This window comes from Caenispirillum bisanense (assembly GCF_039523075.1).
GTDB lineage: Bacteria > Pseudomonadota > Alphaproteobacteria > Rhodospirillales > Rhodospirillaceae > Caenispirillum > Caenispirillum bisanense.
The window spans coordinates 30,247-51,732 of the sequence record NZ_BAAAEP010000001.1; the positions used below are offsets into that span (position 1 = coordinate 30,247).

At 68.1% G+C, this 21,486-nt stretch carries 18 protein-coding genes and 1 tRNA gene; 16 read left to right on the top strand and 3 right to left on the bottom strand.

The genetic code is table 11. The features are described from left to right. Window positions 1–6 precede the first annotated feature (6 nt). Window positions 7–2,694: an aconitate hydratase AcnA gene (gene acnA / locus ABD056_RS00145; RefSeq protein WP_343863235.1), complete on the bottom strand. Its 2,688-nt coding sequence runs from the start codon at window positions 2,692–2,694 to the stop codon at window positions 7–9. Between the two features lie 515 nt (window positions 2,695–3,209). Between acnA and ABD056_RS00150 the strand changes: the two genes are divergently transcribed. The 13 genes from ABD056_RS00150 (at window position 3,210) to ABD056_RS00210 (ending at window position 17,353) form a co-directional block, all read left to right on the top strand. Continuing rightward, the gene (locus ABD056_RS00150) at window positions 3,210–5,189 is read left to right on the top strand and encodes an AMP-binding protein (RefSeq protein ID WP_343863237.1); all 1,980 of its coding nucleotides are present in this window, start codon (window positions 3,210–3,212) and stop codon (window positions 5,187–5,189) included. Between the two features lie 144 nt (window positions 5,190–5,333). After that, the gene (locus ABD056_RS00155; protein ID WP_343863239.1) at window positions 5,334–6,143 is read left to right on the top strand and encodes an ABC transporter ATP-binding protein; all 810 of its coding nucleotides are present in this window, start codon (window positions 5,334–5,336) and stop codon (window positions 6,141–6,143) included. An 87-nt stretch (window positions 6,144–6,230) separates the two neighbouring features. Further along, window positions 6,231–7,166: a branched-chain amino acid ABC transporter permease gene (locus ABD056_RS00160; RefSeq protein ID WP_343863241.1), complete on the top strand. Its 936-nt coding sequence runs from the start codon at window positions 6,231–6,233 to the stop codon at window positions 7,164–7,166. 18 nt (window positions 7,167–7,184) lie between these two features. Then, entirely contained in the window at window positions 7,185–8,267 is a 1,083-nt protein-coding gene (locus ABD056_RS00165; RefSeq protein ID WP_343863243.1) for a branched-chain amino acid ABC transporter permease, read from the top strand. A 152-nt stretch (window positions 8,268–8,419) separates the two neighbouring features. Next, on the top strand, window positions 8,420–9,739 hold the full coding sequence (locus ABD056_RS00170) for an ABC transporter substrate-binding protein (protein ID WP_343863244.1): 1,320 nt from the start codon (window positions 8,420–8,422) through the stop codon (window positions 9,737–9,739). Between the two features lie 195 nt (window positions 9,740–9,934). Then, on the top strand, window positions 9,935–10,786 hold the full coding sequence (locus ABD056_RS00175; protein WP_343863245.1) for an ABC transporter ATP-binding protein: 852 nt from the start codon (window positions 9,935–9,937) through the stop codon (window positions 10,784–10,786). 124 nt (window positions 10,787–10,910) lie between these two features. Continuing rightward, window positions 10,911–12,143 (top strand): phenylacetate--CoA ligase family protein, encoded by a 1,233-nt coding sequence (locus tag ABD056_RS00180; RefSeq protein WP_343863246.1) that lies wholly within the window; start codon window positions 10,911–10,913, stop codon window positions 12,141–12,143. 204 nt (window positions 12,144–12,347) lie between these two features. Further along, window positions 12,348–13,202, top strand: a complete 855-nt coding sequence (gene mutM, locus ABD056_RS00185; protein ID WP_343863247.1) for a bifunctional DNA-formamidopyrimidine glycosylase/DNA-(apurinic or apyrimidinic site) lyase — start codon at window positions 12,348–12,350, stop codon at window positions 13,200–13,202. Window positions 13,203–13,253: 51 nt separating this feature from the next. Further along, window positions 13,254–13,601 (top strand): hypothetical protein, encoded by a 348-nt coding sequence (locus ABD056_RS00190; protein WP_343863248.1) that lies wholly within the window; start codon window positions 13,254–13,256, stop codon window positions 13,599–13,601. A gap of 70 nt (window positions 13,602–13,671) precedes the next feature. Next, window positions 13,672–14,448, top strand: a complete 777-nt coding sequence (locus ABD056_RS00195) for an enoyl-CoA hydratase (protein ID WP_343863249.1) — start codon at window positions 13,672–13,674, stop codon at window positions 14,446–14,448. Between the two features lie 195 nt (window positions 14,449–14,643). Continuing rightward, window positions 14,644–14,913 carry a 30S ribosomal protein S20 gene (gene rpsT, locus ABD056_RS00200; RefSeq protein ID WP_343863250.1) on the top strand — a complete coding sequence of 90 codons (270 nt, stop codon included), beginning with the start codon at window positions 14,644–14,646 and terminating at the stop codon, window positions 14,911–14,913. Between the two features lie 767 nt (window positions 14,914–15,680). Beyond that, window positions 15,681–17,147, top strand: coding sequence for a chromosomal replication initiator protein DnaA (dnaA, locus tag ABD056_RS00205; protein ID WP_343863251.1), 1,467 nt, complete (start codon window positions 15,681–15,683; stop codon window positions 17,145–17,147). A gap of 121 nt (window positions 17,148–17,268) precedes the next feature. After that, a tRNA-Leu gene (locus ABD056_RS00210) sits at window positions 17,269–17,353 on the top strand. Between the two features lie 157 nt (window positions 17,354–17,510). On the opposite strand, the gene ABD056_RS00215 is transcribed toward ABD056_RS00210, so the two are convergent. Both ABD056_RS00215 and ABD056_RS00220 read right to left on the bottom strand, forming a co-directional pair. After that, entirely contained in the window at window positions 17,511–18,086 is a 576-nt protein-coding gene (locus ABD056_RS00215; protein ID WP_343863252.1) for a rhodanese-like domain-containing protein, read from the bottom strand. A gap of 243 nt (window positions 18,087–18,329) precedes the next feature. After that, a complete protein-coding gene (locus ABD056_RS00220; protein WP_343863253.1) occupies window positions 18,330–18,647 on the bottom strand; it encodes a hypothetical protein in 318 nt (105 codons plus the stop codon). Window positions 18,648–18,867: 220 nt separating this feature from the next. Here ABD056_RS00220 and ABD056_RS00225 point away from each other — a divergent pair, with 220 nt between their 5' ends. The 3 genes from ABD056_RS00225 to ABD056_RS00235 are packed head-to-tail and all read left to right on the top strand — an operon-like array spanning window position 18,868 to window position 21,436. Next, window positions 18,868–19,896, top strand: coding sequence for a polysaccharide deacetylase family protein (locus ABD056_RS00225; RefSeq protein WP_343863255.1), 1,029 nt, complete (start codon window positions 18,868–18,870; stop codon window positions 19,894–19,896). Next, a complete protein-coding gene (locus ABD056_RS00230) occupies window positions 19,893–20,843 on the top strand; it encodes a GNAT family N-acetyltransferase (RefSeq protein ID WP_343863257.1) in 951 nt (316 codons plus the stop codon). The genes ABD056_RS00225 and ABD056_RS00230 overlap by 4 nt, the downstream gene beginning before the upstream one ends. 11 nt (window positions 20,844–20,854) lie before the next feature. Next, the gene (locus ABD056_RS00235) at window positions 20,855–21,436 is read left to right on the top strand and encodes a GNAT family N-acetyltransferase (protein ID WP_343863259.1); all 582 of its coding nucleotides are present in this window, start codon (window positions 20,855–20,857) and stop codon (window positions 21,434–21,436) included. Window positions 21,437–21,486 lie beyond the last annotated feature (50 nt).

A 21,486-nucleotide genomic window follows, 5' to 3' on the forward strand; every position in this document is an offset into this window, starting at 1 on the left:
TCCTCCTCAGGCCGCCAGGTTGCGCAGCACGTACTGCAGGATGCCGCCGTGGCGGTAGTAATCGACCTCGTCCACCGTATCGATGCGGCACAGCACCTGGATGGTCTCGCTGCTGCCGTCGGCGCGGTGGATGGTGACGTCGATGTCCTGGCGCGGCGTGATGCCGCCGGCGATGCCGACGATGTCGAAGGTTTCGGTGCCGTCCAGCTTCAGGGTCTTGCGGTCCATGCCGTCCTTGAACTGCAGCGGCAGCACCCCCATCCCCACCAGGTTGGAGCGGTGGATGCGCTCGAAGCTTTCGACGATCACCGCCTTCACGCCCAGCAGGTTGGTGCCCTTGGCCGCCCAGTCGCGGGATGAGCCGGTGCCGTATTCCTTGCCGGCGATGACGACCAGCGGCGTGCCGGTTTCGGCGTACTTCATGGCGGCGTCGTAGATCGGCATGACCTCGCCGGCCGGCTGCAGGGTGGTGACGCCGCCCTCGGTGCCGGGCGCCATCTCGTTGCGAATGCGGATGTTGGCGAAGGTGCCGCGCATCATCACTTCATGATTGCCGCGGCGGGCGCCGTAGCTGTTGAAGTCCTTGCGCTCCACCCCGTGCTCGATCAGGTACTTGCCGGCCGGGCTGTCGACCTTGATGGAGCCGGCGGGGGAGATGTGGTCCGTCGTCACCGAATCGCCCAGGATCGCCAGCGGCCGCATGCCGGTGAAGTCGCTGAAGCCCTGTGGCGTCTTGTCCATGGCGACGAAGTAGGGCGGGTTCTTGACGTAGGTGGAGCTGTCGTCCCAGGCATAGGTCTCGCCGCCGGTGACGGCGATGTTCTGCCACATCTGCGGCCCGGCGAAGACGTTGTCGTAGCGGTTGCGGAACATGGCGCTGGTGATGTTCTGCTCCACCGCCTCGTTGACCTCGTGGCTGGTCGGCCAGATGTCCTTCAGGTAGACCGGCTGCCCGTCCGACCCGGTGCCCAGCGGCTCCGTCGTCAGGTCGACCTTCACCGACCCGGCCAGGGCATAGGCCACCACCAGCGGCGGGCTGGCGAGGTAGTTGGCGCGCACGTGCGGGCTGATGCGGCCTTCGAAGTTGCGGTTGCCCGACAGCACGGCGGCCACCAGCATGTCGTTGCCGTCGATGGCGGCGGCGATGGGCTCGTCCAGCGGGCCGGAGTTGCCGATGCAGGTGGTGCAGCCGAAGCCGGCGATGGTGAAGCCCAACTGGTCGAGGTAGCCCTGCAGGCCGGCCTTCTCCAGGTAGTCCTGCACCACCTGCGATCCCGGCGCCAGCGAGGTCTTGACCCACGGCTTGCGCACCAGCCCCTTCTCCACCGCCTTCTTGGCCACCAGTCCGGCGGCCAGCATGACGCTGGGGTTGGACGTATTGGTGCAGGAGGTGATGGCGGCGATCACCACGGCGCCATCGGTGAGGCCGTAGCCCTCCCCCTCCACCGGCACGGCGCGGTCGGCCGCGGCGCCCTTGCCCTCGGCGGCGAAGGTGTCGCGGAAGCTGCCGGCGACGCCGCCGAGCGCGATGCGGTCCTGCGGCCGCTTCGGACCGGCCAGCGAGGGTTCCACCGTGCCCATGTCCAGCTCCAGGGTGTCGCTGAACACCGGGTCGGGCGTGGTCGAGTCGCGCCACATGCCCTGCGCCTTGGCATAGGCCTCCACCAGGGCGATCTGGTCGTCGCCGCGGCCGGTGGTGCGCAGGTAGCGCAGGGTTTCCGCGTCCACCGGGAAGATGCCGCAGGTGGCGCCGTATTCCGGGCCCATGTTGCCGATGGTGGCGCGGTCGGCCAGCGGCAGGTGATCGAGGCCGGTGCCGTAGAATTCCACGAACTTGCCGACCACCCCCTTCCTGCGCAGCATCTGCACCACCGTCAGCACCAGGTCGGTGGCCGTGACGCCTTCCTGCAGGCGGCCGGTGAGCTTGAAGCCGATCACCTCCGGGATGAGCATGGAGATGGGCTGGCCGAGCATGGCCGCCTCCGCCTCGATGCCGCCCACGCCCCAGCCGAGCACGCCAAGGCCGTTGACCATGGTGGTGTGGCTGTCGGTGCCCACCAGCGTATCTGGGTAGGCGAGCAGGCGGCCCGAGTCGTCGGCGCCGGTCCACACCACCCGCGACAGGTGCTCCAGGTTCACCTGATGGCAGATGCCGGCGCCGGGCGGCACGACGCGGAAATTATCGAACGCCTTCTGGCCCCAGCGCAGGAAGGCGTAACGCTCGCCGTTGCGCTCGAACTCCAGGTCCATGTTCTTCTGCAGGGCGTCGGGGGTGCCGAAGAAGTCGACCATCACCGAGTGGTCGATCACCAGGTCGACCGGCGACAGCGGGTTAATGCGCCGCGGCTCGCCGCCCATGGCCACCACGGCATCGCGCATGGCGGCCAGGTCGACCACCGCCGGCACGCCGGTGAAGTCCTGCATCAGCACCCGCGCCGGGCGATAGGCGATCTCCCGCGTCGAGCTGCGGGTCCGCAGCCATTCCGCCGCCGCCTTCACGTCGTCCACCGTGACGCTGCGGCCGTCTTCATAGCGCAGCAGGTTTTCCAGCAGCACCTTCATGGAATACGGCAGCCGCGACACATCGCCCAGGCCGGCCTCGGCGGCGGCGCTCAGGCTGAAGTAGTCGTGGTCGGTGCCGCCGACGCTGAGGGTGCGACGTGTCTTCAGGGTGTCGTGTCCACACAGGGGCATGGATGGCTCCTCGGCTCGGGTGGGTGGGGCGCGGCAGAGCCCGCCTGCGCTGCTCGGGTTTTGTCTTACCCAATATGTTGCCGCCCTGCGCGTGTGCAATGGGGTGGGGCGGCGGGGGCAGAGGGCGCAGGGGAGCCACCCGCCCGGGTAGGGCGCGCGGGTGGGCCAAGCGGGCCATTTGCGAATGCCGTTGCGTCTTCAGCGTCTTATGCGAAACGGCATGTCGCAAAAATGGCACCTGCGGGCATAAAAATTATGAGCCAAGCCGCTTGACCCCCGCCGGGGATTCAGGTTACTTGATACAAAACAGAGGCCGTGTGTATGCAATGATGGCCCTCCTGGCATGGACGACCGACCAACGGTCGCAGCGGGAGGCGGCTTTCGCGAGGTCAACGCCGGAAAAACAACGGCGCCTCGACGGCTTAGGGAGGTTGTTCAATGTCCGAGGTCACGCCCGCACTGCGGGCTCATTACGCCCGTATTCCGTCCACCGCGCAGCGCGGGAGGGCCGCCCGATGAGCGGCATCACCTCCACCCGCGAGATGGACACGTTCCCCAAGCTCCTGCTGCACCATGTCGCGGTGCGACCGGGTCATCCGGCCATGCGCGAGAAGGACCTCGGCATCTGGCAGACGTGGTCGTGGGCCCAGATGAAGGACGAGATCTTCGCCTTCGCCGGCGGCCTGGCCGCGCTCGGCCTGAAGCGGGGCGAGGTGCTCGCCATCGTCGGCGACAACCGGCCGCACATGTACTGGGCCATGGTGGCCGCCCAGTGCCTGGGCGCCACGCCGGTGCCGATGTACCAGGACTCGGTGGCCGAGGAGATGCAGTACGTCCTCGACCATGCCGAGGCCCGCATCGCCGTCGTCGAGGACCAGGAGCAGGTCGACAAGCTGCTGGAAATCAAGGATCGCTGCCCCAGGCTCGAAACCGTGGTGTTCGAGGACGAGCGCGGCATGCGGCACTATGACCAGCCGTTCCTGCACGCCTATGAAAAGATCCAGCAGCTGGGCCGCGAGTTCCTGCAGAAGAACCCGGGCTTCCTGGATGCCGAGATCGCCAAGACCACGGGCAGCGACATTGGTGTGATGCTCTATACCTCGGGCACCACCGGCAAGCCCAAGGGCGTGATGCTGTCTTACGACAACGTGCTCATCACCGCCCGCAACGCCTCCGCCATGGAGGGCCTGGACCACACCGAGGAAACGGTGGCCTACCTGCCCATGGCGTGGGTCGGCGACCATATCTTCTCGCTCGCCCAGGCCTATGTCTGCGGGTACACGGTGAACTGCCCGGAAAGCAGCGACACCCTGATGAACGACCTGCGCGAGATCGGGCCGACCTATTACTTCGCCCCGCCGCGCATCTATGAAAACCTGCTGACCTCGGTGATGATCCGCATGGAAGATGCGGCGCCGATGAAGCGGAAGATGTTCGCCTACTTCATGGACGTCGCCAAGACGTGCGGGCCGCAGATCCTGGACGGCAAGTCGGTTCCGTTCGGCGACCGCTTCAAGTACTGGCTCGGCAACATCCTGGTCTACGCGCCGCTGAAGAACGTGCTCGGCCTGTCGCGGCTGAAGCTGGCCTATACCGCCGGCGAGGCCATCGGGCCGGAGATCTTCGACTTCTACCGCTCGCTCGGCATCAACACCAAGCAGCTCTACGGCCAGACGGAAGCCTCGGTGTTCGTCTGCGTGCAGCCGACCGGCGCCATCAAGTCCGACACCGTCGGCCTGCCGGCGCCCGAAGTGGAAGTGAAGATCGACGACAACGGCGAGGTGCTCTATCGCAGCCCCGGCGTGTTCGTCGGCTACTACAAGAACCCCGAAGGCACGGCGGAAACCAAGACCGCCGACAACTGGGTTCACACCGGCGATGCCGGCTACTTCGACAACGACGGCCAGCTGAAGATCATCGACCGTGCCAAGGACGTGGGCAAGCTGACCAACGGCGGCATGTTCCCGCCCAAGTACCTGGAAAACAAGCTGAAGTTCTTCCCCTTCATCAAGGAAGCGGTGGCCTTCGGCAACGAGCGCGACTACGTGACCGCCTTCGTCAACATCGACCTGGAAGCCTGCGGCAACTGGGCGGAACGGCGCGGCATCCCGTATTCCGGCTTCCAGGACCTGGCCGCCCGCAGCGAGATCTACGACCTGATCGAAGAGTGCGTGCAGAAGGTGAATGAGGACCTGAAGAAGGACCCCATGCTGTCGCACTGCCAGATCCGCCGGTTCCTCAACCTGCACAAGGAACTGGACGCCGACGACGGCGAACTGACCCGCACCCGCAAGGTGCGCCGCCGGTTCATCGCCGAACGCTACGCCCCGCAGATCGACGCGCTGTATGCCGGCGTGCCGATGGTGAAGGTGGAAAGCGAGGTCACCTTCGAGGACGGCCGCAAGGGCGTGCTCAAGGCCGACCTGCGCATCGGCGAGGTCAAGGGCTTCGAGTCGGTCCGGCCGGTCGAACAGCTTCTGCGCAAGACGGCGTAAGGCGACGCGCGGCAGCGGCGGTGCCGCCCGGGGCCCTGCCCCGGCGGCCGGCCGCAGCGCCGGCGGCGACGCTCACACGACAACCAATGCGGGCAGATGCCGCAAGAGCACCGCCCGCACCAGGACACACCAGGGAGGCACTGCATGTCCGCCAGCGGTCAGGACAAGGGCAGGCGCATCGGCGACGTGGTGCTGAAGGTCGACAACATCTCGTTGTCCTTCGGCGGCGTCCGCGCCCTCACCAACATCAGCTTCACCGTGCGCGAGCACGAGATCCTGTCGATCATCGGCCCGAACGGCGCCGGCAAGAGCAGCATGCTCAACGTGATCAACGGCTTCTACCATCCGCAGGAAGGGGTGATCACCTACAAGGGGCAGGCGCGCTCGCGCATGAAGCCGCACGAGGCGGCCCGCCAGGGCATCGCCCGCACCTTCCAGAACATCGCCCTGTTCAAGGGCATGAGCGCGCTCGACAACATCATGACGGGCCGCAACACCATGATGAAGTCGAACATCTTCGCCCAGGCGCTGTACTGGGGCCTCGGCCAGAAGGAAGAGGTCGCCCACCGCGAGTACGTGGAGAAGATCATCGACTTCCTGGAAATCGAGTCGATCCGCAAGACGCCGGTCGGCCGCCTGCCCTACGGCCTGCAGAAGCGGGTGGAGCTGGGCCGCGCCCTGGCGGCGCAGCCGGAACTGCTGCTGCTGGACGAGCCCATGGCCGGCATGAACGTGGAGGAGAAGGAGGACATGTGCCGCTTCATCCTCGACGTCAACGACGAGTTCGGCACCACCATCGTGCTGATCGAGCACGACATGGGCGTGGTGATGGACATCTCCGACCGCGTGGTGGTGCTCGACTACGGCCGCAAGCTGGCCGAGGACGTGCCCGATGCGGTGCGCGCCAACCAGGAAGTCATCGACGCCTACCTGGGGGTGAGCCATGCCGCGTAAGGACACTCTGCGTTCGGGCGCCCCTGCCGGCGTGCGACGGACCCGTCGCCCCGCCCTGATGACCATCTCAAGCCGAGGAGTCGCGTGATGGACTTCCTTTCCTCCATCTTCATCGACCCCTTCGTGCAGATCGGCAGCTATCCGCTGTTCTTCGTCGAAGTGGTCATCGGCGGCCTGCTGTCGGGCGTCATGTACTCTCTGGTGGCGCTCGGCTTCGTGCTGATCTTCAAGGCCTCCGGCGTGTTCAACTTCGCCCAGGGCGCCATGGTGCTGTTCGCCGCCCTGTCCTTCGCCGGGTTGATGGAACACGGCCTGCACTGGACCATCGCGCTGGCGCTGACCATGGGCATCATGGCCCTGGTGGCCATCGCGGTCGAACGGCTGGTGCTGGGCAAGCTGGTCAACCAGCCGCACATCATCCTGTTCATGGCCACCATCGGCATCACCTACTTCCTTGACGGCTTCGGCCAGACCATCTGGGGCTCCGACGTCAAGGTGCTGGACATCGGCATCCCGCAGACCCCGATCGAGATCGGCGGCGTGCTGATCAACCAGTTCGACATCTTCGCCGCCGTCGTCGCCGGCCTGCTGGTGTTCGTGCTGGCGGTGTTCTTCCAGAAGACCCGCGTCGGCCGCGCCCTGCGCGCCGTTGCCGACGATCACCAGGCCGCCCTGTCGGTCGGCATTCCGCTGAAGACCATCTGGGCCATCGTGTGGACCGTCGCCGGCCTGGTCGGCCTGGTCGCCGGCATCATGTGGGGCTCCAAGCTCGGCGTGCAGTTCAGCCTTGCCCTGGTGGCGCTGAAGGCCCTGCCGGTGCTCATCCTCGGCGGCTTCACCTCCATCCCCGGCGCCATCGTCGGCGGCCTCATCGTCGGCGTCGGCGAGAAGGTGGCGGAAGTGTTCTGGGGCTCCGCCTTCGGCGGCGCCATCGAGGACTGGTTTGCCTACATGCTGGCTCTTGTCTTCCTGCTGTTCCGGCCCCAGGGCCTGTTCGGCGAGAAGATCATCGAGCGCGTCTGAGCCGGGAGATCGTGACACATGCTTTACCGTGAAGCAGGCCAGTTCAAGACCAGCTACGCCAGGGACTGGTCCATCTTCCCGATCGCGCAGGACCGCATCGTGGTCTTCGGGATGCTGGCGATCGCCTTCATCGCCGTGCCGGCGCTGTCGAACCAGTACTGGCTGATGACCATCTTCATGCCCTTCCTGGTCATGAGCATGGCGGCCCTTGGCCTCAACATCCTCACCGGCTATGCCGGCCAGCTGTCGCTGGGCACCGGCGGGTTCATGGCGACGGGCGCCTTCGCCGCCTACAAGCTGTCGACCGCCTTCCCCGGCATGCCGATCGAGGCGGTGTTCCTCGCCTCCGGCCTGATCACCGCCGGCGTCGGCGTGCTGTTCGGCATCCCGTCCCTGCGCATCAAGGGCTTCTACCTTGCCGTGGCGACGCTGGCGGCGCAGTTCTTCCTGCTGTGGCTGTACAACAAGGTGCCGTGGTTCACCAACTACTCCACCTCGGGCGTCATTTCCGCCCCGCCGCGCACCATCCTGTTCACCGACATCTACGTCACCGGCCCGCAGGCCACCGCCGAAGCGAAGTACCTGTTCGCCCTGACCATGGTGGTGATCCTGGCGCTGGCCGCCAAGAACCTGGTGCGGTCGTCCATCGGCCGCCGCTGGATGGCGGTGCGCGACATGGACATCGCGGCGGAAATCATCGGCATCAAGCCGCTGCAGACCAAGCTGTCGGCCTTCGCCATCAGCTCCTTCTACTGCGGTGTGGCGGGCGCCATGTGGGCCTTCCTGTACACCGGTTCGGTGGAGCCGCTGGCGTTCGACATCAACCGGTCGTTCCAGGTGCTGTTCATGATCATCATCGGCGGCCTGGGCTCCATCCTGGGGTCGTTCCTGGGCGCCGGCTTCATCATCGCGCTGCCGATCCTGCTGACCAACGCGCCGTCGCTGCTCGGCCTGAACATCGCGGTCGACGTGGTGTCGCACCTTGAGTTCATGATCTTCGGCGCGCTCATCATCTTCTTCCTGATCGTCGAGCCGCACGGCCTGGCCCGTCTGTGGCAGATCCTGAAGGAAAAGCTTCGCCTGTGGCCGTTCCCGTACTGACGCGAAGGGACTGATCCGGCCACTGTCGATTTGCGGCGCGAAGACCCTCGAAGAAGGTGCGGCGCCGCACCCGCCCCGGTCACGGCCGGCGCGGGCACCGCAACGACCACAACAAAAGACCCGACCTAAGGTCCATGGGAGGACTTTCAGACATGATGTTCAAGACGCTTTCCTCCGCCGCCATTGCGCTGGCGATCGGCTTCGGCGCCACCCTGGCCGTCGACACCGCCGCCATGGCCAACGAGCAGTACGTTCCGGGCACCGTCTACCGCTCCGGCCCCTATGCCCCCGGCGGCATTCCCTGGGCCAACGGCTATGCCGACTACTTCGCGCTGCTGAACGAGCGCGACGGCGGCATCGGCGGCGTGAAGATCGCCTATGAAGAGTGCGATACCGCCTACAACAACGACAAGGGCGTCGAGTGCTACGAGAAGATGAAGGGAAAGAGCCCGTCCGTCTTCCAGCCGCTGTCGACCGGCATCACCTACGCGCTGCTTGACCGCGTGAAGGCCGACAAGATCCCGATGATCACCTCCGGCCTCGGCCGCGCCGACGCCTCCGACGGTTCGGTGTTCCCGTGGGTCTTCACCCTGCCGGTCACCTACTGGGCCGGTGCCGACGCCATCGTGCAGTACATCGCCGGCAAGGAAGGCGACCTGAAGGGCAAGACCATCGCGCTGGTCTACCACGACAGCGCCTACGGCAAGGAGCCCATCAAGACCCTGGAATACCTGGCCGAGAAGCACGGCTTCAAGCTGGAGCTGTTCCCGGTCGCCCACCCGGGTCTGGAGCAGAAGGCCACCTGGCTGAAGATCGGCCGTCAGGTCCGTCCTGACTGGACCATCATGTGGGGCTGGGGCGTCATGAACTCCACCGCCATCAAGGAAGCGGCGGCCGTCGGCTACCCGATGGACAAGTTCATCGGCACCTGGTGGTCGGGTTCGGAAGTGGACACCAACGCCGCCGGTCCGGTCTCCAAGGGCTACCTGTCGGCGCAGTTCCACGGCGCCGGTGCGGACTTCCCGGTCCTGCAGGACGTGCTCACCCACGTTCACGGCAAGAACAAGGGCGCCGGTCCGAAGGAGGAAGTGGGCAACATCCTCTACAACCGCGGCCTGATCTCCGCCGTGTTCACCGCCGAGGGCATCTCCACCGCCCAGAAGCGGTTCGGCGCCCGTCCGCTGACCCCGGAAGAAGTGCGCTGGGGCATCGAGAACATCGACCTGAGCGAAGCCCGCCTGGCTGAACTGGGCCTGACCGGCCTGCTCAACCCGGTGAAGCTGTCGTGCAACGACCACGAAGGCGGCGGCGCCGTCATCATCCAGCAGTGGGACGGCAAGACCTGGTCGCCGGTGTCCGACTGGATCATGCCGAACCGCGACGAGTACCTGCGCAAGATGTACGAAGACTCCGCGGCCGCCTACGCCAAGGAGAAGGGCATCGAGCCGCGCGACTGCTCGAAGGAAAGCTGAGTAGTCTTGTCCTGTTCTGCCGGGGATCGCGGTGCGATCCCCGGCGCCCTCAGGCGCCGGGCGGGCGCCTCCGCGCCCTTGGCTCCCGCCGCTCTCGCGGCGCCGGGCCACTTGGCCCGGCCGGGCGACGACGCAGCCGCGCCGCCGCCCGGACCGCCCGCCGCGACAGAGAACCGTTTTGCATGAGGTAAAGCCGTGAGCGAAGCCGCCGTGAAGGTTGTCGGGGACTCGCCGGCCGCGCAGACTGCGCAGCCCATCCTCTCCGTCAACAACATCGAAGTCATCTACGACCACGTCATCCTGGTCCTGAAGGGCGTGTCGCTCCAGCTTCACGAGGGCGGCATCACGGCCCTGCTGGGCGCCAACGGCGCCGGCAAGACCACCACCCTGAAGTCCATCTCCAACCTGCTGCGCGCCGAGCGCGGCGAGGTGACCAAGGGCACCATCGAATACCGCGGGGAACGCATCGACGCGCTCACCCCCTCCGATCTGGTCAAGCGCGGCGTCGTCCAGGTGATGGAAGGCCGCCACTGCTTCGAGCACCTGACCGTCGAGGAAAACCTGCTCACCGGCGCCTACACCCGCCGCGACGGGGCCGGGGCGGTGAAGGAAGACCTGGAGCGCGTCTACCACTACTTCCCGCGCCTGAAGGAACGCCGCACCAGCCAGGCCGGCTATACCTCCGGCGGCGAGCAGCAGATGGTGGCCATCGGTCGCGCCATGATGGCCCGGCCCAAGGTCATCCTGCTGGACGAGCCCTCCATGGGTCTGGCGCCGCAGCTGGTCGAGGAAATCTTCGAGATCGTCAAGCAGCTGAACGAACAGGAAAACGTGTCGTTCATCCTGGCCGAGCAGAACACCATGGTGGCGCTGCGCTACGCCAAGTTCGGCTACATCCTGGAAAACGGCCGCGTGGTGATGGAAGGCGATGCCGCCCGCCTGCGCGAGAACGACGACGTGAAGGAATTCTACCTCGGCCTCTCCGGCGGCGACCGCAAGAGCTTCCGCGACGTCAAGCACTACCGCCGCCGCAAGCGCTGGCTGTAACCCGCCTCGGGCAGCGGAAACGGGGGCCGTGCGCGCAGGCTTGCACGGCCCCTTTCCCTGCCTATCATCCTATCCGCACCTGACCGACCGACCGACCACGCCACGCCACCGGGAGCCCCGCGCCATGACCCAGCATTTCGACGCCCTGGAAACCCGCGACGCCGAGACGCGCGAGGCCGCGCTGATGGTGTCGCTGCGCGAGACCGTGGCCCACGCCAAGGCCGCCACCCCCTACTTCGCCGAGCTGCTGGCCGGGGTCGACCCGCAGGAGATCCGCAGCCGCGCCGACCTCGCCCGGCTGCCGGTCACCCGCAAGCACGACCTGATCGCCCTGCAGCAGAAGGCGCCGCCCTTCGGCGGGCTGGTGGCGACCGGCCTGCCGCTCGGCCACGTGTTCCAGAGCCCCGGCCCCATCCACGAGCCGGAAGGCATTGGCGCCGACTACTGGCGCGCCGCCCGCGCCCTCTATGCCGCCGGCTTCCGCCCCGGTGATCTGGTCCACAACACCTTCAGCTATCACTTCACCCCCGGCGGCTGGATTCTCGACAACGGCGCCCGCGCGCTCGGCTGCACCGTGTTCCCCGCCGGCGTCGGCCAGACCGAACTGCAGGCCCAGGCGGTGGCGGCCATGAAGCCGGCCGGCTACACCGGCACCCCCAGCTTCCTGCGCATCATCCTGGAAAAGGCGGCGGAGCTTGGGCTCGACTGTTCGTCGCTGAAGAAGGCGCTGGTGTCGGGCGAGGCGTTGCCGCCGTCGCTGCGGGCGCAGATCAAGGATCTCGGCGTGCTGGCCTACCAGTGCTATGCCACCGCCGACCTGGGCGTCATCGCCTACGAGTCGGAGGCCATGGAGGGCATGATCTGCTCCGAAGGCGCGCTGGTGGAGATCGTCCGCCCCGGCACCGGCGACCCGGTGCCCGAGGGGGAGGTCGGCGAGGTGGTGGTGACCGTGTTCACCCGCGAATACCCGCTCATCCGCTTCGGCACCGGCGACATGAGCGCCGTGCTGCCCGGCATCAGCCCCTGCGGGCGCACCAACATGCGCATCAAGGGGTGGATGGGCCGCGCCGACCAGACCACCAAGGTGAAGGGCATGTTCGTCCACCCCGAACAGGTGGCCGCCGTGGTCAAGCGTCACCCGGAGCTGCTGAAGGCCCGCCTGGTGGTCACCAGCCTCGACAACGTCGACCAGATGACCCTGAAGGCCGAAAGCACCTCCACCGAGCCGGCCCTGGCGGCGGCGGTGGCCGAAACCCTGCGCGAGGTGGTCAAGCTGAAGGGCGCGGTCGAACTGGTGAACCCGGCCAGCCTGCCCAACGACGGCAAGGTCATCAGCGATGAACGGAGTTATGAGTGAGAGTAGCGCCCCCGGGCGCCGGGCGGCCGCTGGCGCGGCCTTGGCTCACGCCGCATTGGCGGCGGCGCGCGGTCGCGCCTGCCCGGCTGCCCTGAGGTGCCCTCAGGGCAGCCTGGGACGAGCCTGAGCCTGAGCCGGGGGAGGGGCGGGCCGCCTTCCGCGCCCCCTTCACAGCGCCGCCGAAGCCGCTATGGTGCAGCCATCATGCCCGAGCTGCCTGAAGTCGAAACCGTCTGCCGCGGCCTCTCCCTGGTGCTGGAGGGGCGGCGGCTCGTGCAGGTGGAGGTGCGTCGCCCCGACCTGCGCCTGCCCTTCCCGCCCAACTTCGCCCTGGCCCTGACCAGCCGCCGGGTGGAGCGCATCCGCCGGCGCGGCAAGTACTACATCTGGGAGCTGGATTCCGGCACCGTGCTGCTGGGCCACCTCGGCATGTCCGGCTCCATGGTGGTCAGCCCGCCGGGCAGCAACTTCGCGCCGGCCGGGCCGCACGACCATGTGCTGTTCACCACCGACGAGGGGGCGGTGGTCACCTACGCCGACCCGCGCCGCTTCGGCCTGATGACCCTGTCGACGGTGGATCAGGTGGAGCAGCACCCGCTGCTGGCCGCCATGGGGCCGGAGCCGCTGTCCGACGCTTTCACCCCGGCGGTGCTGGGCGCCGCCTTCGCCGGCAAGCGCACGCCGGTGAAAAGCGCGCTGCTGGACCAGGGCGTGGTGGCGGGGCTTGGCAACATCTATGTGTGCGAGGCGTTGTTCCGCGCCGGCATCGCCCCCACCCGGCTGGCCGGCAGCGTCTCGCGGCCGCAGCTGGCGCGGCTGGTGGAGGCCATCAAGGCGGTGCTGGCGGAGGCCATCGCGGCCGGCGGCTCGTCCTTGCGCGATCACCGCCAGGCGTCGGGGGAACTGGGCTACTTCCAGCACAGCTTCGCCGTCTACGACCGCGCCGGCCACCCCTGCCCCGGCTGCGACTGCGGTGCCGCCGACGGCGCGGCGCCCGGCATCCGGCGCATCGTGCAGGCCGGCCGTTCGACTTTTTTCTGTGCCAAACGACAGCGGTGAGATAGCGTGAGCGCCATGCGCATTCCGGCGTTCATACGGGCATCCGGTGCGGTGCTCGCGGTCCTGGCGGTGCTGGCGGCGGCCGGCAGCGGGCGGGCGGAGTCGTTCCTCGACGGCTTCGAAGACCTGCCGCTGATGCCCGCCCTGCGCCAGAGCGACGACGCCACCACCCTGTTCGACACGCCCTACGGCCGCATCGTCGAGGCCTATGCCACCGGCAGCACGACGCCGCAGCAGGTGCTCGACTTCTACGTCGCCACCCTGCCGCAGCTGGGCTGGCAGCAGGTGGGGCAGAGCGAGTTCCGCCGCGAGGGCGAGTCCCTGCGCATCGAGTTTCCCCGCCCCCACCCGGGCGGGCCCGCCGGCCTGGTGGTGCGGTTCGAGGTATCGCCCGACTGACCGCCCCGCCCGCCCCGGCCCCATTCGTCCAAGACCATTAACCAAGCCATCGACCACGGAGCATTTTCCGATGCCCTACGAGAACATCCTGGTGGAAACGCGGGGTCGCGTCGGCCTCATCACCCTCAACCGGCCGAAGGCCCTCAACGCCCTGTGCGTCGGGCTGATCAAGGACCTGGGCGCCGCGCTTGATGCCTTCGAGGCCGACGACGAGGTGGGCTGCATCGTCCTGACCGGGTCGGAAAAGGCCTTCGCCGCCGGCGCCGACATCAAGGAAATGGCCGACAAGTCCTACATGGACGCCTACCTCCAGGATTTCATCACCGTCGGCTGGCAGCGCATCACCACCTGCCGCAAGCCCATCATCGCCGCGGTCGCCGGCTACGCCCTCGGCGGCGGCTGCGAGATCGCCATGATGTGCGACTTCATCCTGGCCGCCGAGAACGCCAAGTTCGGCCAGCCGGAAATCACCATCGGCACCATCCCCGGCTCCGGCGGCACCCAGCGCCTGACCCGATTCGTCGGCAAGTCCAAGGCCATGGAAATGTGCCTGACCGGCCGCCAGATGGACGCCGCCGAAGCCGAGCGCGCCGGCCTGGTGTCGCGAATCGTGCCGGTGGCCGACCTGGTGGACGAAGCGGTGAAGACCGCCGAGCGCATCGCCGGCATGTCGCGCCCGGCCGTGCTCATGACCAAGGAAGCGGTCAACGCCGCCTATGAAACCACCCTCCAGCAGGGCGTGATGTTCGAGCGGCGGCTGTTCCACTCCACCTTCGCCACCGAGGACCAGAAGGAAGGCATGGCGGCCTTCGTGGAGAAGCGCCAGCCCAACTTCAAGAACCGCTGAGGGGCGGAGTCGCCCCCGCAGCCACCGGCCGCCGCCCCGTGCGGCGGCTGCCGCGACTCCGCAAAGGCACGGTTCGCCGGGCCTTTCGGAGGTTTTCCACAAGCTGCCGGTTGACGGCATGCCCGTGATTCCTTATAACCCGCGCTTCACGGTACGAAGCCGGTTATAGAACGGACAGAGAGACAAGGTTAGGCAATGGCCCATCACAAGTCGGCTAAGAAGCGCATCGTCCGCAACGCCAAGCGTTACGAGATCAATCACGCCCGCAAGTCCCGCACCCGCACCTTCATGAAGAAGGTCGAGCTGGCCATCGCCAGCGGCGATTACGATCAGGCCCAGGCCGCGATGACCGCCGCCGGCCCCGAGATCGCCCGCGCCGTGACCAAGGGTGTGCTGCACAAGAACACCGCGTCGCGCAAGATCTCCCGCCTCAACGCCCGCGTGAAGGCGCTGAAGGCCGCGTAACGTCCATTGCCGTCCGGCCGCCCCTGCCGCCTGTCGGCAGGGTTGCAGCCGGGACCGGATTCGGCCGGGGCCGCCCTCCGCCCGGCGGAGGCGCGGCCTTTTGCGCGCTGTACGGGCGCTCGCCCCACCAAAAAGTCATGCGTTCCCTATTCGGACATATTGCCTTCGGCCAGCCGTCATGGCTTGCTTAGGGAGGCATCCCGTCCAGGGGCGCCATCATCGAAATAGAAAAAGTTTTATGTAGTCTTTCAGAATTTCTCTGAAGGGCGTGATTTCCTTTTGCCTGTTCTGGCCTGGTGCCCGGATCATTATGCCAAAGATTCGGCTTTCTTGCCGGGGCGTTTTGGGGAATCATTAACGGGTCCGGGGCGAGTCCTCTCAGAGGCCGCCCGCTGCCGCCATGGCGCGGCCGGTGCCGATCAGCTGGCCTCCCAGGCCGGCCGGGCGCACCGCAACGGACAGGAGGCGCGCCGCCCGGCGCCTTCTCCCCGGCTCCCGCCGGGGCAGCGCGACGGCGTTGCCGGCACCGCCGGCGCAGGCGCCGCCACCAGGGCGACGGGGGAAGAGGCCGCCGCGTCAGCGCGACGGAACGCATGGGATAAGCGTGGAACCACCGGACCCACCGGAAATGGGGTCCGGCGTGGCCTTTGTCGTTGCTCGGGGCACGGCGGGCCGGTTCCCTGTGAAACTCGATTGGGGAGGCCGCGGTGTCTCGGGCATCGTTGCAGGTTGAGAGCGCGTCGGAGTCGTTTATGGACCATGGCCGGATGGACGTCGGACTCGCCACCCAGTGGGACCGCGTCCAGGATCGTCTGCGGGAAGAGTTCGGCGATGCCGCCTTCAAGAGCTGGGTGAAGCCGATGACCGTCGCCGGCCTGCGCGACGGCGCGGTGACCCTGGCGGTGCCCACCCGCTTCATCCGCGACTGGGTGCTCACCCATTACGCCGACCGCATCCGCACCCTGTGGAACGGCGAGAACCCGGCCGTGCGCTCCATCGACATCGCCGTAGTCGCCGGTGCGCCGCGGGCGGTGGCGGAGCAGCGTCCGCGGGCGGCGGCGGCCGTGGTCGCCAGCCCCGCCCTCACCGCCGCCGTTGCCGCCCTGCCGGAGCGTCCGTTCATGGTCGAGTCGCCGCGTCCCGCCGTGCCCGCCCTGCCGAGCCTACCCGCCGCCCCGGCGGCGCTGCCGGTGGCGCCGGTGGTGGACGACCTGTCGGCGCCGCTCGATGCCCGCTACACCTTCGCCAACTTCGTCGTCGGCAAGCCCAACGAGTTTGCCTATGCCGCCGCCAACCGGGTGGCCGACTCCGACCAGGTGTCGTTCAACCCGCTGTTCCTCTACGGCGGCGTCGGCCTCGGCAAGACCCACCTCATGCACGCCATCGCCCACCGCCTGCGCGAACGCCGGCCGGACCGCCGGGTGATCTACATGAGCGCGGAAAAGTTCATGTATTCCTTCGTGCGCGCCCTGCGCCACCAGGACACCATCAGCTTCAAGGAACAGTTCCGCACCGTCGACGTGCTGATGATCGACGACGTGCAGTTCATTTCCGGCAAGGATTCGACCCAGGAAGAGTTCTTCCACACCTTCAATGCCCTGGTCGACCAGGGCCGGCAGATCGTGATTTCCGCCGACAAGTCGCCCAACGACCTGGAAGAGATCGGCGCCCGCCTGCGCTCGCGCATGGCCTCGGGCCTCGTCGCCGACATCCACCCGACCACCTACGAGCTGCGCCTCGGCATCCTCGACTCCAAGGCCGACCAGATGGGTGTGGCGGTGCCGGTGAAGGTGAAGGAATTCCTCGCCCACAAGATCACCTCCAACGCCCGCGAGCTGGAAGGGGCGCTCACCCGCCTGGTCGCCCACGCCCAGCTGGTCGGCCGCGAGCTGAGCCTGGAGACGGCGCACGAGGTGCTGGCCGACCTGCTGCGCGCCTACGACCGCCGGGTGACCATCGAGGAAATCCAAAAGAAGGTGGCGGAACACTTCCAGATCCGCATTTCCGACATGCACTCCGCCCGCCGCGCCCGCGCCGTGACCCGGCCGCGGCAGGTGGCCATGTACCTCGCCAAGCAGCTCACCAGCCGCTCGCTGCCGGAAATCGGCCGCAAGTTTGGCGGTCGTGATCACACGACAGTAATGCATGCGGTCAAGAAGGTGGAAGAACTTATCGGGCAGGACCCCGCCTTCGCGGAAGACGTCAACCTGCTCCGCCGCATGCTGGAAAGCTGAGCGGCGAGGGCAGGGAGAGCGCTGGTGCATTTTCCAGTGTGGAGCTTAGACCTGCCAGGTGCTTGGCATCAACATTGACAACGTTGTCCGCAAACGAAAAAATGCCGGCCTCTGGCCACGCGGGGACGTGGAGAAATTGGTAAACTCTGGCGACTTAAAATCGCCCGGCTTCGGCCTTGCGGGTTCAAGTCCCGCCGTCCCCACCAGCATCCCGGTCGGCGGACCTGTGCGTTCGGCCTCCGAGCGGTTGCATATATCCGCCGTGCCGTGGACAGCTATCAGGATGCTGGTGGGCATCGGGCAATGCCGTAGACGTTCCCAACGCGGAGCAGATCCTGGCGTCGCCCGTGAGCCACCTATCAGTCACCAAGCCGTTTCGGAGACCTCGACAGTCTGTCGGCCTGCGCTTTGCCAGGCGTTGATGCCACCGCGATACCAGTAGACATTTTCGTATCCCATGCGGGCGGCACGAAGCGCGGCGTTATAAGACAACCAGCACTGCGGATCGAGGCAGTAGAAGACTACGGGGCGGGATCTGTCACCGCCGGTCAGCTCGGCGAGCTTGGCCTCCAGCCGGGCCTGCACGTCGTCGTCGTAGCCTGTACCGAGCCCCGCTCCCTTAAGCCATACCGCGCCGGGAAGACCAGGATGCCGTGCTCCCCCGAGGACATCGACGATGACCGGGTCTTGCTCCTGCATCATCGAGGCGAGCGAGGCCGTACCGATGACGTTTCCACCGGCAACCCGCGTCGGGGTCGGGGCATGGTACTCCGCCATCCGAATCTCCGCCGTCGGCGCGACGCCCCAATCGACGTCTTCGGCGACTGCCTCCGCCCGTGCCGCCAGCGGAGCCTCGGATCCGCGCGGTGCGATGCAGCCGATGAGGCCGGGAAGAGCGAGAAGGGCAATGGAAGCAACGAAAGGAGCCCGAACTTTCATGCGATCCTCCTGCCAATGCGGAGGTCAAGTATGACGCACGGGGACGGGAGGAGCGCCGCGCAATCTTAGCCGAGCCGGAAGCAATTAGGCCGGGGCCGATACCACATTCTGTGGGTGCCCATGAGCGCGCTCGGGAACGTCCTCGGAACAAGTGCGCGCCCGAACAGGCCCCGCCTCCCCCCGGAAGCCCGGCCGGGATGCCAAGCGCAGCACCGGGGAAAAATGGGAGAGAGACGCCGCCAGTCAGCCGGTGCCAGCATGGCGGACGGGCTTTTCGTCCGCGGCCGGAGCGTCGCTGCGGCGGTGACGGGCGGCCCAGGCGGCCTGCCGCTCGCCGCGCACGCCGGCAATCAGCCCGAAGACGAAGAACACCACCAGCGCCCCCCACAGGAACACCAGCAGCCCGATGCGCGCCGGATCGCCCGGCGCCATGGCGTCGAGATCAAGGCCGAGCAGCGCCGGCACATCGACCACGGCAACCGGCACGTACACCAGCACAAGCCAGAAGAGCAGGCTGGTGATAGCGCCTTTGATGCCGGCCTTCATCTCTTCGAGGTTCATCTACCCCCTCCGACCCTTCGCCGACAGTGGCCGAAAGCATGTCCTCCGTCAATCAAACGAAGGGGGTGGATGGCCGGCTGCCGACGGTCGGCCGCCGGCGTCCGCCCCGCGTGGTACGACCCATGCACCGCTGGCTCCGGCGGGGTGCGGTGGCACACTGGCGCACGCGCTGCGATCCTCCACCCCTCCACGGCAGCCGCGACCACACAGGCGGGAGAGCATGGCACCCAGGGCCCCGACCGACCTCTGCATCACCGTCGATGTGGAGTTCAGCATCGCCGGCGCGTTCGAAGATCCGCGCCGGTTCAAGCCCCTGGCCGAGCCGGTGGTGGCCTGCACGGTCAACGGCGAGGGCCACGGGCTCGACTTCCTGCTGCGCACCCTGGCGGCGCACGGCCAGCGCGGCACCTTCTTCGTCGAGACCCTGTGCACCCAGCACTTCGGCGACGAGCCCATGCGCAGCTACGCCCGCCGCATCGCCGAGGCGGGGCACGAGGTCGGCCTGCACCTGCACCCCTGCTGGCAGGTGTTCCGCTTCCCCGACTGGCCGGACCGGGTGCGGCGGCCGCTGGCCGTCTCCGACACCCTGTGCGACCGCCCGCCGCACGAGGTGGAGGCGGTGATCGCCAACGGCATGGCGGTGATGGAACGCTGGGGCCTGCCGCGGCCGCGGTCCCTGCGCATGGGCAACCTGATGGCCGACCGCGGCATCTACCGCGCCATGCGGCGGCTGGGGCTGACCGTGGCCTCCAACATCGGCCTCGGCATCCACCGCAGCAGCGATCCGTCGCTGCATCTGGCCGGCGGCGCCCATCAGGTGGAAGGGGTGGTGGAGCTGCCGGTGCTGACCTACGACGTCGGCCTGCCGCTGCGCCCGTCGCGGCGCAAGTGCCTGACCACCACCGGCACTGGCCTCGGCACCACCCGCCGGCTGCTGCGCGCCGCCCGCGCCGCCGGCAGCGGCCCGGTGGTGCTGCTGACCCATCCGTTCGAGTTCGTGAAGCGGCGCGACTTCACCTTCCGCGACCTGCGCCCCAACCGCATCAACCAGCGCCGGCTGGCCGACCTGTGCGCCTTCGTCGCCGCCCACCCGTCCGACTTCCGCATGGCCACCGTCAGCGATGCCGCCGCCTGCGCGCCGCTGACCGCCCCCGCCCGCGTGCCGGCACCGCCGCTGGATGTGGAGTTCGTCTCCGTCCTGCCGGGCCTCGTCAGCAACCGCCTCAACGACCTGGTGTGGCGCCTATGACCGCTGATCCCCTCGCCGCCGGCTGGAGCCGCAAGACCCTGCCGCTGCGCATCTCCGTCGGCGACCGCTACGTCACCGTGCTGCGGCTGGCGCTGCTGGTGCGCGACACCCACTTCACGGCGCTCGGCGACGACCTGGAGGCGGCCGTGCCGCCCGCCCTGCCGGCCGGCGTGGACGGGCTGATGATCCCGTCGCAGCCCTATTCCGGCGATGCCTTCCGCATCCGCCGCCACGGCCGCCACCTGCTCTATGCCCCGCGCCGCTACCTGCGCCACTGGGTCGATACAACCGGCAGCCACGACGCCTATGTTGCCGCCTTCTCCGGCAAGACCCGCTCCACCCTGCGCCGCAAGGTGCGCAAGTTCGCCGGCGACGGGGCGGAGGCCTGCGACTTCCGCGTCTACCGCACCGCCGCCGAACTGGCCGAGTTCCACCGGCTGGCGCGGCCGCTGTCGGCCTCGACCTACCAGGAACGGCTGATGGACGCCGGCCTGCCCGACTCGCCCGACTTCCTGCGCGACATGGCGGCGCGGGCGGAGCGCAATGCCGCCCGCGGTTACCTGCTGTTCCGCGACGGGCAGCCGGCGGCCTATACCTACTGCCCGGTGGACGACGGCATCGCGCTTTATGCCTACACCGGCTACGACCCGGCGCTGGCGGCGCTGTCGCCCGGCACGGTGCTGCAGTGGCTGCTGCTGGAGGATCAGTTCGCCGATCCGGCGGTGCGGGTGTTCGACTTCACCCAGGGCGAAGGGCCGCACAAGGAGCTGTTCTCCACCGCCAGCCGCGAGTGCATCGACCTGTACGTCCTGCGTCCGACCCTGCGGGCGTGGCGCGGCATCGCCCTGCAGACGGCGGTGGAGCAGGCGGTGCAGCGGGTGGGCGACGGCCTTGACGCCCTCGGCCTCAAGGCCCGCGTCCGCCGCCTCATGCGCGGCACCGCCTGAGGGCCGCCGCCATGGCCGCCGCCCTCGCCCTTGGTGCCGCCAAGCAGGCCGCCCGGCTGGTGCTGGGCGATTACCAGATCTACGCCATCTACGGCCTCGACCTGGAGGCGGTGACGCCGCCCGACCTCGGCCCCTGGCAGGCGGCCGGCTTCACCTTCGGCCCGGTCAGCCGCGGCGAGGTGGAGGCGGCGGCCGACTCCGGCCTGCGGGAGCGCGCCCACTACGCCGGGCCGGGCTCCGCCAGCTACGGCATCCGCCACGGCGGCGATCTGGTCTGCGTGCAGTTCCACTGGTTCGGCGACCGCTACCGCCAGCGCAATTTCTGGCCGCTCGCCGCCGACGAGGCCAAGTCGGTGGAGTTCTACACCGTGCCCGCCCTGCGCGGGCGCGGCCTCGGCCCCGCCATCAAGGCCTATTCGGCGTGGGAGCTGAAGGAACTGGGCTTCCGCCGGGTGTTCAGCCGGGTGTGGCATTCCCACACCGCATCCCGCCGCGCCAACGAAAAGGCCGGCTGGCGCCATGTGGCGACGGTGGTGGAGGTGCGCCCCTTCGGCCTGCCGCGCCCGCTGCGGCTGGTCCGCCGCCACCGCTGAAAAAATCCGGGAGCGGCAGGCAGCCGCTCCCGGCAGTGGGCGGGGAGAAC

Excerpts from the sequence above, each read along its gene's own strand:
- rpsT (WP_343863250.1), top strand. The coding sequence starts at position 14,644 with ATGGCCCATCACAAGTCGGCTAAGAAGCGCATCGTCCGCAACGCCAAG.
- ABD056_RS00155 (WP_343863239.1), top strand. The coding sequence starts at position 5,334 with ATGTCCGCCAGCGGTCAGGACAAGGGCAGGCGCATCGGCGACGTGGTG.
- ABD056_RS00215 (WP_343863252.1), bottom strand. The coding sequence starts at position 18,086 with ATGAAAGTTCGGGCTCCTTTCGTTGCTTCCATTGCCCTTCTCGCTCTT.
- ABD056_RS00150 (WP_343863237.1), top strand. The coding sequence starts at position 3,210 with ATGAGCGGCATCACCTCCACCCGCGAGATGGACACGTTCCCCAAGCTC.
- ABD056_RS00165 (WP_343863243.1), top strand. The coding sequence starts at position 7,185 with ATGCTTTACCGTGAAGCAGGCCAGTTCAAGACCAGCTACGCCAGGGAC.
- ABD056_RS00195 (WP_343863249.1), top strand. The coding sequence starts at position 13,672 with ATGCCCTACGAGAACATCCTGGTGGAAACGCGGGGTCGCGTCGGCCTC.
- ABD056_RS00180 (WP_343863246.1), top strand. The coding sequence starts at position 10,911 with ATGACCCAGCATTTCGACGCCCTGGAAACCCGCGACGCCGAGACGCGC.
- ABD056_RS00160 (WP_343863241.1), top strand. The coding sequence starts at position 6,231 with ATGGACTTCCTTTCCTCCATCTTCATCGACCCCTTCGTGCAGATCGGC.
- ABD056_RS00220 (WP_343863253.1), bottom strand. The coding sequence starts at position 18,647 with ATGAACCTCGAAGAGATGAAGGCCGGCATCAAAGGCGCTATCACCAGC.
- ABD056_RS00235 (WP_343863259.1), top strand. The coding sequence starts at position 20,855 with ATGGCCGCCGCCCTCGCCCTTGGTGCCGCCAAGCAGGCCGCCCGGCTG.
- dnaA (WP_343863251.1), top strand. The coding sequence starts at position 15,681 with ATGGACGTCGGACTCGCCACCCAGTGGGACCGCGTCCAGGATCGTCTG.
- ABD056_RS00230 (WP_343863257.1), top strand. The coding sequence starts at position 19,893 with ATGACCGCTGATCCCCTCGCCGCCGGCTGGAGCCGCAAGACCCTGCCG.
- ABD056_RS00170 (WP_343863244.1), top strand. The coding sequence starts at position 8,420 with ATGATGTTCAAGACGCTTTCCTCCGCCGCCATTGCGCTGGCGATCGGC.
- acnA (WP_343863235.1), bottom strand. The coding sequence starts at position 2,694 with ATGCCCCTGTGTGGACACGACACCCTGAAGACACGTCGCACCCTCAGC.
- mutM (WP_343863247.1), top strand. The coding sequence starts at position 12,348 with ATGCCCGAGCTGCCTGAAGTCGAAACCGTCTGCCGCGGCCTCTCCCTG.
- ABD056_RS00225 (WP_343863255.1), top strand. The coding sequence starts at position 18,868 with ATGGCACCCAGGGCCCCGACCGACCTCTGCATCACCGTCGATGTGGAG.